Source organism: Citrobacter sp. L55 (genome assembly GCF_002850715.1).
GTDB classification, from domain to species: Bacteria; Pseudomonadota; Gammaproteobacteria; order Enterobacterales; family Enterobacteriaceae; genus Citrobacter; species Citrobacter braakii.
On the sequence record NZ_KZ559406.1, the window covers coordinates 208035 to 220225 of the forward strand.

Below are 12191 nucleotides of genomic sequence, written 5' to 3' on the forward strand. Positions count from 1 at the left end.
TGTAACATAACAATCAAATCTGATTGACATATTGAGCCTGAAAAATGGATCTTGATCACAATGTTATTGGCCATCGCCAGTTGAGCACGGCTGTCTTCGGTATGATTGTTTTAACGCTGGGGATGGGAATTGGTCGGTTTTTATATACTCCGATGCTGCCGGTCATGTTGCTTGAAGGCATTTTTAATTTTTCGCAATTATCGTTAATCGCAAGCGCGAATTACGCCGGATACCTGGTTGGCAGCCTCCTGTTCTCGTTTGGTATTTTTGGTGGCCTGAAGAATATCAAAACGATGTTAATTTGTGCTGCATTAGTCACCGGCCTGCTTATTTTTGCGATGGCAGTAGTCACGCACCCTGATATAGTAATTGTTATTCGATTTATCGCCGGTGTTGCCAGCGCAGGCATGATGATATTCGGGTCGATGCTTATGCTACAGCATACCCATAATCCGTTTGTCATTGCTTCTTTGTTTGCCGGCGTCGGGGTGGGTATTTTTATAGGCAATGAATATGTTATAGCCGGTATCGCATATGCATTAAATTCAAAGCTACTATGGATCGGCGCGTCAATCATTTCAGCTGTACTCTTCATCGCGCTGATTATCTTGCTGCCTGCAAATAAACACGTTCTACCTCCTCAGAAAAAAGCTTCGTCATCCGAGCCGAACATCCAGTGGTGGAATTTAGCATTGTTATATGGACTGGCAGGCTTCGGTTATATCATTGTAGCTACTTATCTCCCTTTAATGGCCCGGGGAGTGGGTAATGAATTTCTGGCCAACCATATCTGGTCTATTGTTGGCCTTGCCGTTATCCCAGGATGCTATGGTTGGTTATGGGCTGCACGCAAGTGGAGCATATTGTCCTGCCTGAGTGTTAACTTAATTGTGCAGGCGAGCTGCGTTGTGATGGCCTCGTTTATCCATTCCCCGCTTTTATTGACCTTGAGTTGTATTGGCTTTGGTGCAACTTTCATGGGAACCAGTTCTCTCGTTATGCCACTCGCGAAAAAGATTTCTGCACCACAGAAAATTAATCTTCTGGGTCTGGTGACGTTAACATATGGCATTGGGCAAATTGCCGGACCATTAATCGTGAGTGCGTTTCAGAACAATAAAAACGGGATGACTATTTCAATATTATCTGGCGCTTGTGCGTTATTTATCGCAGCAGGGATTAGCTATGTTCAACACAGCAAAGTTAAATACTCTCAAAGTTGGAGCAAAGAATGAAAAAGACAACCGTTGCTATTATAGGAATGGGGCCTCGGGGGCTTAGTATTCTGGAAAGGATTTGTGCTCAGCATGCACAACGTAAACAGAATGAACATATTAATATTGTTATCGTTGATAAAAATGCGATGGGTGTAGGTGCGCACAGTTTATCGCAGCCCGACCATTTATTGGTTAACACCGTTGCTTGCCAGATAACATTATTTGGTGATGCGACGGTAAAAAATGCCGGATCTTTCCGTTCAGGGCCATGTTTTCATCAGTGGGCTAATGAGCAGGGCTATAAAAATGTTGATGGCCGTTATTTAAAAGACGTGGCTGGCAAACCAATTGACGCCAACGATTATTTACCTCGTCGATTATTAGGTGAATACTTAAATTGGTTTTATCACGAAATTATCAAAAGTTTGCCTGACAATATCTCGGTTACACAGATAAATCAGCAGGCCAACAACATTCTGATTCAGGACGATGCGAAGTCTATTATTGTCTTGGAAGACAGTCAGCGTGTGGTGGCCGATTACGTCTATTTAACCACTGGTCACAGCGACAACGCCAAAACGTTTGACGATCATCTTGTTGAACGATTTATTGCCAATAATTATAAGAAAAATGAACGCCTGGACTACTATTCGACTCCTTATCCAATAAATAATTTGAATAAAATAACAGCGGAATCAAATGTGATTGTTCAGGGTATTGGTCTGACTGCCTATGATGTCATTTCGCAACTCACTATCGGCAGGGGTGGAAAATTTAGCCGGGAAGATGGTGAGCTTCGCTATCATCCTTCCGGAAAAGAACCGGGTATTTTTATCTATTCACGTAAGGCTCTACCTTTTAGCAGTCGCGGCGCGAATCAAAAAGGCGTTTCTGGGCAGTACTCCCCACGCTTCTTAACGGCAATGGCTATCAGAGAATTGCGGTTGAAAAATGTGTTTGAGAAAGGATCTTCAAAAATCGATTTTCTTGAACAAGTTTTCCCCTTACTGCATAAAGAAATGTGTTATGCCTATCGTTCAACCCTAAATGGGCAGTGGTTAGATGCTGGCTCTTATGAACCGAGCGCTGAAGACATCGCGGTAATTGACAGTGTGCTTTATCCACATCAATCGCAGGAACATCTGAGTTTAAAGGATTATACTCAATGGTTTATGTATTTCCTGCGTAAAGATCTCCAGGAGTCTGAGGAGGGCAATGTCCATGGCCCGATCAAAGCGGCGACAGACATTATTCGTGATGTCAGGGATATTTTACGAGAAGCGATTGATAATTCAGGGCTTGAATCGCGGTCACATCAGTATTTCCTTGAGCATTTTAATCCCATTTTTAACCGCATTGCCGTTGGCCCGCCGAAGTTAAGAAATGAACAACTATTAGCATTAATGGAAGCGAATGTGGTGAGTCTGGCCGGTGGTAAAGATTCAAGGTTAGTATTGAACGACTGCGAAGGAAAATTCGAAGTTCACTCACCTTTTAAAGAAGAGAGTACTGAGATTCAGGCTGATGTTTTAATCAAGGCGAAAATTGCCAGTTTTTCGCCACTACATGACGCTTCACCGTTAATCAGAAATATGACAGCCAATGGTATTGTTCGTCCATTTATGAATGAGGGGTATCACCCGGGTGGGCTGGATATCGATCAATGCCAGCATCCTATTAATCGCATGGGGGAAGCGCAGACGACTTTTTGGGTGCTGGGCAATCCTGCGGAAGGCGCGAATTTTTACACCTACGTCCTGCCACGTCCGCTGGTTAATTCAAGATTCCTGGTTGATGCAGGCCGTTGTGTCGCAGATATGTATCATCAAATGATGGTGCGGCAGGCTCAGCCAGAGGTAGCGATAAATGCAGACTGAGCAAATCCAGGCCCGTGGCAAGGCGTGGCAATCATTGCAACCTGCGTTAGCGATAACATCATTGCTGGTATTTCTGTTCGCTTGTGCGTTGACGGATAAACATGCGGCGATGTCGGCTATTGCGGGAGTTACCGCCGTGCTCTACTTCGCATCGACATTTGCTTTCTGGTCAAAAAAATCATCCGCCAGAAGTGGTGTGATTATTTTTCTCTGCTCGATGATGTTTCTTCTTGCTACAAACAACCTGAAAGGCATTGTGCTCCCTGCAATTTTTTCGCGATATTTTGATGTGATTTTACTGCTTGTTGGTATTGCCTTATTACGACAAGTCATGGCCTCTCTTAATTTTACAGCTGTTCTGGGAGGATATTTTTCGCGTAGAAAAACATCGAACATGACTTTTGGGGTTACGTTATTGACGGCGTTCTTAACATGGCCAATGAGTCTGGGGGCAATATCATTGCTGCTCGATGGCCTCAAGTCAGTTATTGGGCCAAGATTCAACCTGGCAAAGATTATTACGCGCACCGTATGCATTACGATGGTACTGATGCCAACCACCATCGGCGCTGCTGCCGTTTGGGCGGCAATGCCTGACGTACCGCATCTTAAGGCGATGCTGGTGGGTATCCCTCTCTTTTTATTCAGTATCTTGTTCAACCAAAGCGCAAAAGTGACGGTAATCGCTGAAAACGAGACGGTGACACCCAGCCGTGATGGGATGCGGTATATCCTGCTATGTGTAGGTCTGTTCTGGGGAGTATTCATTTTTTCATTAACGGTACTGAATCTTAATTCACTGCAAAGTATTGCCTTTACAGCAGTCGTGCTCTTTGTTGTCGATCATCTGGTTAAAAAGGATAAACCCTGGGCTGAGCAATTAACTGAATCAGCACAGAATATATCCGGTGAGGTATTGTTGCTTTTAAGCTGTAGTGTGTTGACCTCAGTTTGTTGGCTGCTTTTTTCCCATGTACCTGAGGGTATCACTGCTTATGTTGGCGGGCTGACAACGTTGCAGATCTACGCGATTATTTTGTTCATCGTACCGCTTTTTGGTTTATTAGGTATCCATCCACTGATTATCTTTAGTATCGCATGGTCGATATTTTCTGATTATCTTACGGGGGGGATGGTTGATTATCAGATATGGATTTGCTTATTTATTGCAACTCAGCTTATTTCTCCCGTATCGATCAATGCTATTTTCGCCGCAAACAGTCTGAATGTATCACCCAGTAACACCAGTTTTAAAATGCACTACGGTTATGTTCTATCGTTTAATCTCTTTGCACTTGTTTATCTTGGTGCAATGTCAAAAATTATCTAATAAAAGGAGTTCACATGCCCTACGTAAATATTAAAATTACTAATGAAGGTGCTACCGATCAGCAAAAGAAAAAATTAATGGAGGGAGTGACACAACTATTGGTTGATGTCCTGAATAAAAACCCCAGCACAACCATCGTGGTCATTGATGAAGTGGAGACTGATAACTGGGGAATTGGTGGCGTGCCAGTGACGGAGTTACGTAAAAAAAGCAAGTAGAGTTATTTAAAAAGTAAGGAGCCTGCCTCCTTACTTTTGCCCATAGATTATCAGTATAAAAGAGTCTGCAATATTATTTATTGTTGGATATGCATTTCATATCTTATAAGTAGACTGCTCAATCTACCGTATTAAGGACGTTATCTATGCACGCCTATCATCATATTCTACTGGGGAAGACTTCAGCGAAAGTCAAAAATAGTTTTGATGAATTACTACCCGATCCATGGCTTAAGGCTGAAGATGGTATTTTTCGGTTCAGAAGTTACATGCAGGCCAGGGCCGGACGTGAAAAGTATTTTGATCTGTGCGCAGTGGGTGAGTTTTTTCAAGCGGAAAAACTGAACAATTACGCTGGTGGCATTGCAAGAAAATACCCAGAAATAAAACAAGACGTTGCTGAAGAAGTGATGAATCTGGTGTTTCGTAAGCTTTTGCCATTGCTTCCAGACACGACTTACAATATTGGCATTCATCAAATAAGAATAACGACAGATGACCGAAGGCCTGGATATCCCGCTCCAGAGGGTATTCATAAAGATGGTTTTAAGTACATTGCAATCTATTGCAACGAAATTGAGAATGTGACTGGTGGAGAAACCACGCTTATTCCTAATCATGATGGGGGCAATGATGCCTCTACGTTCAAACTGCATGCGGGCGATGCAGTAATATTCAATGATGTGAATTATCAGCATTATACCGCGGCAGTGGTTCCTTTGTTGCCAGGAAAAGGTTATCGGGATGTATTTGTCATTACATTTGATATTGAATGAGAAAAACAATGAATATCTTGCTGTGTCCACCAAAAATTATTTTTCAGCACTCACGTGAAGAGTGGCAGTCATTGCAATCAGTGGCCCCGGTTCTGATTGCAACGTGCGCAAGCCAGATCGATAATATTCTTGATCATATGGGGGCAGGTTTTTCTTTCCTTTTTTATGAAAACTTTAATGATAATCCCTTCGTGGAAATGGATATTTACCACTACGCCCAAGACAATAAAGCAACGGGTATCTTTTACCTCGCCGAAATCGATGTTCTGAGGGCCGCGCGAATCAGCGATCGTCTGGGTTTGACACACGACCGTGAAAAAAAGGCCATGTTCTTCCGTGATAAATTTATGATGAAATCGCTTGTTCAGTCTCATCAGTTAGCGGTTCCTGCTATGGCACGCGTCGACAGTGCGACTGCGATGGCGCGATTCATTGCCGAACAGGGATATCCCTGCGTCATCAAACCTAATGATGGGCGTGGATCACAGGGCGTGGTGGTTCTTAAAAATGAAGGCCAGCTTTATAAATATCTGGCGCAGGTTAAGCCGCCAGAGTATCACAATCTGCTCATTGAAAAATTTATCGAAGGCGAAGCTTATCAAATTAATGCGTTGTATTTAAAAGGAAAGGCAATATTTGTTTCTGCATCTCGTGCAACCGTCTCCTGCCTGGATTTTCTATCCGGGAAAACATTAGGTCTGGTTATGGAAGATGACACGCCGCTGCATCGTAAACTGATTGCCTACACCAAATATCTTGCTGAAGAGGTTTTTCCAACGGAAGAAAACGCATTGCTTCACCTTGAAGTTTTTGTTGATAAAGATAACAACATTATTTTTGGCGAGCTTGCTTGCCGATTAGGTGGCTGCTTTGTCAATGAAGAATTAGGGGCCGCTTTTGGTCTTGATCCTCGAATGACCTGGCTTAAAGCCAGTTTATGCGAAATCTATCCGCAGGATTTATCGCAAAGACAACCCGTTTTACGGGTTGGCCAATTAAATGTGCCGCCTGCACAGGGCACGCTCCTCTCTATTGCGGAAAAATGTCCATTGCCTTTTGTGGTTAAATATCGGGCAACAGGTGTCGTCGGCCGCCAATATGACGCGATGAAATTAACAAATGGCGAGATCGTGAGTGCTATTGTTCAAGCGGAGTCCAGCCGGGAAATACACGAACGTCTTGATGCATTGACCCAATGGGTTGCTGAAAATACCCTTTGGGTTAACGAAACCGTTCACTGAGTATTTAACACTCCCGGTAGCCAGGAGAAAGGTGTATGAAATTATTGTTAGGTTTTGCTCTTTGTATCCTGGCTGGGTTGGGTTTTACCTATTGCAACGTTCCGTTAGGTATGATGTTTGGCCCCCTTATTACCGTGCTGGTGTTAAAACGTACCGGTCTTTCTGTGCCAGTACTGCCGGGCAGCCTGACGGTGATTCAACTCTCTCTTGGTACGTCAATTGGTCTTTTATTTCGCGATTTTTCTTTTGGGGCGCAAGGAAATATCGCATTTTTACTGGTGTTGTTATTAGTATGCTTATCCCTGCAATTCACCGCATGCTACTTGTGGTGTATTCACCGATTACGTTGGAGTAAGGAAGAGGCGTTATTGGGCGCCGTTCCGGGGGCAATGGCAGCGGTATTAGCGCTAGCGTCCCATGTTAAAACGCCGCCGCAAAAAATTATCATTTCGCACTCGCTACGGCTCATCACATTGACCTTATTTGCCGGATATATTACCGGCGGTGCGCAAACCCATATGGCCATGCCGCCTGTATTGTTTGCAACGACTAATGTGCTCTGGCTATTGGGTATTGTCTTTGCGGGCTATGTGTTGGGCAAATGCCTTGAACGCTTCCACTTTCCTGCGCCCTTTATGATCACGTCGTTGCTTTGTGCAGCACTCCTGCACCCTTTGTCATCTCAGACTGTGTTTTTTCCCGATATTTTCAATCAGTTCAGTATGATCCTGATGGGCATATTACTGGGGCATCATTTTATTGCGTTTACGTTGACTGCATTTTTGCGTCATCTTTGGTCTTCAATACAGCTCATTGCTATTGGACTGGGTGTGACGGTCATGATGGCATTTACAGCGGCGCATCTTCTGGATTATCCATTTTATTTATTGATGCTCTCCTGGGTTCCCGGGAGCGTGGAATCAATGTCCTTTGCGGCACTGGCGCTTAACGCGAATGCGAGTTTTGTGATGGCAAGCCATATTATACGCATGTTGCTCATCCAAACGATCCCTGCAATAGTTATCTACCGCAAAAGAGAGGTTATAGAAGGTAATAGCGCTAAAACCAGTAAGCCGACGAGGCCGCTGTAGGGGGTTATGACCTCCGTTATGAGCATAACGTTCGTTGCGAATTTTATACAGCTCATCATGAACAGCCCGTAGGTGGACAGGGAGATCATTCCGCGGGAGAACGCAAGTGCCATTGCTTTTGGCGAACAAACGTGCGTAGCTGACCACAAAAGCGGTTGTTAACATCTCCTGTTCCATCATCGATTCAGTAGTGATTTCAAACTTGGTCGTACGAAGCCGACGATAAATGTAACTAAGGCTTGTTGTAGTAGGTATTACCTTTATAAGTCTAATCAGACTTTCAATCTCTTTATCGCAACCGCTAATAATCTCCGCCCCTTTCTTCATTATTTGTTCAAAAGGCGCTCTTAGATCAGCTGGTAATTTGCTAAAAAATTCTTCAGAGACGCTGTAATAGTCGTTGCCTTCAAAAATAGGAGGTGGTGACATAGCCATCTGGGTAAACCCTGTGTTGAGAAATTGCACCATTTTCAAACTAACTGGCGGTGTTTATCAAGATAAATTAAAGTCTCCATTTGGCTTAGAAGCGGAAATACTTACTGAAGGTCGAGAGTACAACTGAATTTCAAAACCGGCTCAAAGCGCGGTATTGCCTACGGCACATGAAAATTATTCCTTGATGCATAACTTCTGCAAAATCTGCCAATTCTGTCCATTTATCCCGCCATAACCTTGCAAATTAGATTACCTTGTAAGTTTGGAAGGTCCAATGTCCGCTCCTCGCCCACTACGGACATTCGCTCAGTTAGCTTATCCGTTCAGTACCAGAAACAGACGAGCTTGTCCTTACAGAACTTAAACGCGGTTCAGAGCATGTCCCATCCCGTCAACAAAGTATCTGTCGATGCTCTGTTAGTGGAGAGGCATGAAAGCCACGAAATCAACAAATGTTTAAAATAATAATTTTGTTTAATTTAAAATTAAGTCATGCTACCGTGCTACTACACTTTCTTTAGGGCAAATCTGACACATGTCTATCGTACGCTACCCCACGACCAAGCCTTTTCCCTTTTCAGACGCCGTGCAGGTGAACGGGTTTGTTTTTCTTTCAGACCATGTCGCCATGAGCCCCGAAGGTGAACCGTTGTATGGACCTGTCACCCAGCAGACCCGGCATATCATGCACGCCATCCGGGAAACTCTGGCGCGGGCGCATACGACGCTGAACCACATTGTGAAAGTCCAGGTTTGGTTAAGCAGCATGGAGCACTTTAGCGAGTTCAATGTTGCTTACAGCGCGTTCTTCCCGGAAGGTTTCCCCGCAAGGAGCGTCGTCACCAGCCACCTTGCATTTGATTTAGACGTCGAAATAGAAGTCCAGGCCGTTGTCTGATGGAGGGAGCAAAATGAAAGACGAACGTGAACGTTTAATCACTATTTTGACGGCTTCGCTTGAGGCATTGAGAACCACGCTTCCCTTAAACACAGAAGCGGTTCTGCATGACCTTACCCGCCCCGAATCGTCCGTGATAAACATCATTAATGGACACGTCAGCGGCAGGAAACCCGGTGATGCGCTGTTGTCCGGCCCGGAAAATGACACGGGATTTTTAGGTTTACTGGATGCTTCGCAGCGTGTTCCCAGTCAGGTATTCAGTGGATATACCACCACCACTCTCTCTGGCACCACGTTGAATAGCGCATCGACGATTTATTACAGCAAGGACGGCGTGCCGTTAGTGGCTTTTTGCATTAACGTCGATATGGATGTGGTATCAAAACTCAAACGCGACCTGGACTATTTACTCCATCCGGCCGCCGCGGCTGAAACGCCGGAAAATCCGCTAGGTGATATTCAGGATAAATCTCTGGATGACGTTATTTCGAAATTCAGACCCACGGGTTCAGAAAATAAAATTGATTTCAGAAAACGGGTTATTTCTGAAATACATGCTCAGGGCTTTTTCAAGATTAAAGGCAGCGTTAATCATGTCGCTAAAGCGCTGGGCGTCACCCGATACACCGTTTACAACTATCTGGATAAATTAAATGACAAAGTCTGACACCACAGTAATTCCTTTTTATCAGGTTGATGCTTTCACCTCTCAACCTTTTGGCGGCAACCCGGCGGGCGTTTGTCCGTTAACTGCGTGGCTGCCTGACGCTGTTCTGCAAGCCATCGCCACGGAGAATAATCTTTCTGAAACCGCGTTTTTTGTGCCGTTCGAGGAGGGTTATCAACTGCGCTGGTGTACGCCTGCGGTTGAAGTGGATTTGTGCGGTCATGCCACTCTCGCTGCATCCTGGGTGCTGTTCAACAAGCTTGGCTACCAACAAGAAACTATCAGCTTCCACACCCGCAGCGGCCTGTTGACGGTGAGTAAGAACGGGGACGAACTCTGCGTGGACTTCCCGGCTAAATCGGCCATAAAGATTGATACTCCTGATGGGCTGCTGGCAGCCCTCGGCATTACCGACGGTGTTATCGGGGTGTGGAAATCGGACGATCTGATTGTACTGGTCGATGACAAAACCATCATCGACGGGCTTAATCCTGACTTCAACAAGCTGGCGGTATTCGACACCCGCGGCGTGATCGTGACCGCCGCTGATAACCAGTTTGATTTTGTGTCCCGTTGGTTCGGCCCGCAGGTCGGCGTGAACGAAGATCCCGTCACCGGGTCGGCACACACTTTCCTCGCCCCGTTCTGGGCGGCGCGTACGGGTAAAAATGTCCTGACCGCTCAACAAGGCGGGAAGCGTAAAGGGGCGTTGCGCTGCGTGGTTCGGGATGACGGGCGCGTGGAATTGCATGGCTTCGCTCGTATGACCATCGAAGGAATATTCCAGTTGTAATGACGATGTATGACCGGAACGGTAACCAGGCATATAATGACCACGCCTTCCAAAGCATGATGTTTATATAAAATAAGAGTTAATAATGACAGCAAACACCAGACTTTCATTGCCAGAGACAATGGCTCTTGGCGGGATGACCCTTGCGTTTTTTTTGGGTGCAGGCAATATTATATTCCCGCCGCTGGTCGGCATGCAGGCTGGCGCAAACGCCTTTAATGCAGGCTTTGGCTTTATCATCACAGCGGTTCTGTTCCCGGCGCTGGCGATTATTTCCCTTGCCATTAATGGCGGTGATATCGCGGAATTAACGAAACCCTTAGGCAAATGGCCGAGCCTGATTTTTATTGGCATTTGCTTTTTAACGCTGGGGGTTTTATTTGGTACGCCACGCACCGCTACGATTAGCTACGAGGTCATCACCGATGGCGCAGCTAGTTCCCTGATGCAGAAGATTATATTTTCCGCCGCGTTCTTTGGCCTTGCTGGCGCGACGCTGGCTAAACCCGGAAAACTGCTGGAAATCGTCGGTTTCTTCCTTTCGCCCATTAAAATTAGTGCCCTGATTTTTATCGGCATATGTGCCTGGTTACATCCGATTGGTGACCTCACGACCGCCACAACCGCGTATCAAACTCGCGCATTCGATACAGGGTTTGTCAACGGTTATCAGACCCTGGATGTGATCAGTGCGCTGTGCTTTGGCGCCATTATCACCCACACGCTTAAGCAGCGCGGGATCCACCATCCGCGGGGCATCTTCACCCATTCCACCGCCGCAGCCTTTATCGCCGCTGCAGGTCTGAACGTGATTTATATCTGCTATCTGTCGATGGGGTCCCACAGCCCGGTGCGGGGCGCAACGAACGGTATGCAGGTGATGAGCGCCTATGTCGAGACTGTTTTTGGCGTTTATGGCCGGGTGTTGTTGGCGGCGATCATTACCCTCGCCTGTCTGGTCACGGCCATTGGTCTGACGACCGGAACGGCGCGCTATTTCAACCAGACGACCGGTGCGTCTTATGGGCTGCTGGTGACGCTCTCCCTGATGGTGTCAGCAGCACTTGCCGTGCTGGGACTGAATTCCCTCACCGCAATGGCGGTTCCCGTGCTGTGCGCCATTTACCCGGCTGCGCTGGTCGTGATCGCGCTGGGCATCGTTAGAAAATGGACAGAAGTGCCGACGAATCTGTATCAGTTGCTTTTCTATAGCGCCCTGGCAGTGGGAATAATGAGCTTGTTTGTAAAATCCTGAATGAACAGCCGCAAGTTCGGAAGATGTCTTTTCATTTTCGCTCAAAGCAGACCAGGCAATCAGTTGGCCTGTCTGCTTCGAGCCAGAAGCTAACATCGATAAAAAATAACTTAATGGTCGAGCTCCACCAACTTCAGACCTTAGATTGCGTAGGCTTTGTTGAATAAATCAGATTTCGGGTAAGTCTCCCCCGTAGCGGGTTGTGTTTTCAGGCAATACGCACGCTTTCAGGTATACCTGCTTTCGTCATTTTGTTCAGCGCTCGTACCAGGGCCATAGCCTCCGCAACCTGACCATCGTAGTCACGCAGCGTCAGTGAACCCCCGAACAGCTGTTTTACCCGGTACATCGCCGTTTCCGCTATCGAGCGACGGTTGTAATCTGTTGTCC

At 46.0% G+C, this 12191-nt stretch carries 11 protein-coding genes and 1 pseudogene; 11 read left to right on the forward strand and 1 reads right to left on the reverse strand.

Going from position 1 to position 12191, the window contains the following annotated elements; translation table 11 throughout:
- The first annotated feature begins 44 nt into the window (after positions 1-44).
- The 11 genes from B9P82_RS17625 to brnQ all read left to right on the forward strand — a co-directional run bounded on the left by B9P82_RS17625 (position 45) and on the right by brnQ (position 11801).
- Entirely contained in the window at positions 45-1235 is a 1191-nt protein-coding gene (locus B9P82_RS17625; protein WP_101700702.1) for an MFS transporter, read from the forward strand.
- On the forward strand, positions 1232-3094 hold the full coding sequence (locus tag B9P82_RS17630) for an FAD/NAD(P)-binding protein (RefSeq protein WP_047417694.1): 1863 nt from the start codon (positions 1232-1234) through the stop codon (positions 3092-3094). The genes B9P82_RS17625 and B9P82_RS17630 overlap by 4 nt, the downstream gene beginning before the upstream one ends.
- Positions 3084-4424: a hypothetical protein gene (locus B9P82_RS17635; RefSeq protein WP_047417697.1), complete on the forward strand. Its 1341-nt coding sequence runs from the start codon at positions 3084-3086 to the stop codon at positions 4422-4424. Before B9P82_RS17630 ends, B9P82_RS17635 begins: the two co-directional genes overlap by 11 nt.
- A gap of 14 nt (positions 4425-4438) precedes the next feature.
- Entirely contained in the window at positions 4439-4642 is a 204-nt protein-coding gene (locus B9P82_RS17640) for a tautomerase family protein (RefSeq protein ID WP_016152960.1), read from the forward strand.
- 146 nt (positions 4643-4788) lie between these two features.
- Complete coding sequence (locus B9P82_RS17645; protein WP_101700703.1) at positions 4789-5418, forward strand: 2OG-Fe dioxygenase family protein; 630 nt, start codon at positions 4789-4791, stop codon at positions 5416-5418.
- 8 nt (positions 5419-5426) lie between these two features.
- Entirely contained in the window at positions 5427-6659 is a 1233-nt protein-coding gene (locus B9P82_RS17650; protein ID WP_075849150.1) for an ATP-grasp domain-containing protein, read from the forward strand.
- Positions 6660-6694: 35 nt separating this feature from the next.
- Positions 6695-7750 (forward strand): AbrB family transcriptional regulator, encoded by a 1056-nt coding sequence (locus B9P82_RS17655; RefSeq protein WP_047417713.1) that lies wholly within the window; start codon positions 6695-6697, stop codon positions 7748-7750.
- 970 nt (positions 7751-8720) lie between these two features.
- Positions 8721-9083: a RidA family protein gene (locus B9P82_RS17665; protein ID WP_101700704.1), complete on the forward strand. Its 363-nt coding sequence runs from the start codon at positions 8721-8723 to the stop codon at positions 9081-9083.
- Positions 9084-9096: 13 nt separating this feature from the next.
- A complete protein-coding gene (locus B9P82_RS17670; RefSeq protein ID WP_047358844.1) occupies positions 9097-9753 on the forward strand; it encodes a helix-turn-helix transcriptional regulator in 657 nt (218 codons plus the stop codon).
- Positions 9740-10546, forward strand: a complete 807-nt coding sequence (locus B9P82_RS17675) for a PhzF family phenazine biosynthesis protein (RefSeq protein WP_101700705.1) — start codon at positions 9740-9742, stop codon at positions 10544-10546. Before B9P82_RS17670 ends, B9P82_RS17675 begins: the two co-directional genes overlap by 14 nt.
- Before the next feature lie 85 nt (positions 10547-10631).
- The gene (gene brnQ, locus B9P82_RS17680) at positions 10632-11801 is read left to right on the forward strand and encodes a branched-chain amino acid transport system II carrier protein (protein WP_101700706.1); all 1170 of its coding nucleotides are present in this window, start codon (positions 10632-10634) and stop codon (positions 11799-11801) included.
- A 208-nt stretch (positions 11802-12009) separates the two neighbouring features.
- On the opposite strand, the pseudogene B9P82_RS17685 reads toward brnQ, so the two are convergent.
- A pseudogene (locus B9P82_RS17685) lies at positions 12010-12191 on the reverse strand (IS5/IS1182 family transposase); the annotation flags it as partial.

Bases quoted from the DNA above. Each gene is read 5' to 3' on its own strand.
- B9P82_RS17625 (WP_101700702.1), top strand. From the start codon at position 45: ATGGATCTTGATCACAATGTTATTGGCCATCGCCAGTTGAGCACGGCT.
- B9P82_RS17630 (WP_047417694.1), top strand. From the start codon at position 1,232: ATGAAAAAGACAACCGTTGCTATTATAGGAATGGGGCCTCGGGGGCTT.
- B9P82_RS17635 (WP_047417697.1), top strand. From the start codon at position 3,084: ATGCAGACTGAGCAAATCCAGGCCCGTGGCAAGGCGTGGCAATCATTG.
- B9P82_RS17640 (WP_016152960.1), top strand. From the start codon at position 4,439: ATGCCCTACGTAAATATTAAAATTACTAATGAAGGTGCTACCGATCAG.
- B9P82_RS17645 (WP_101700703.1), top strand. From the start codon at position 4,789: ATGCACGCCTATCATCATATTCTACTGGGGAAGACTTCAGCGAAAGTC.
- B9P82_RS17650 (WP_075849150.1), top strand. From the start codon at position 5,427: ATGAATATCTTGCTGTGTCCACCAAAAATTATTTTTCAGCACTCACGT.
- B9P82_RS17655 (WP_047417713.1), top strand. From the start codon at position 6,695: ATGAAATTATTGTTAGGTTTTGCTCTTTGTATCCTGGCTGGGTTGGGT.
- B9P82_RS17665 (WP_101700704.1), top strand. From the start codon at position 8,721: ATGTCTATCGTACGCTACCCCACGACCAAGCCTTTTCCCTTTTCAGAC.
- B9P82_RS17670 (WP_047358844.1), top strand. From the start codon at position 9,097: ATGAAAGACGAACGTGAACGTTTAATCACTATTTTGACGGCTTCGCTT.
- B9P82_RS17675 (WP_101700705.1), top strand. From the start codon at position 9,740: ATGACAAAGTCTGACACCACAGTAATTCCTTTTTATCAGGTTGATGCT.
- brnQ (WP_101700706.1), top strand. From the start codon at position 10,632: ATGACAGCAAACACCAGACTTTCATTGCCAGAGACAATGGCTCTTGGC.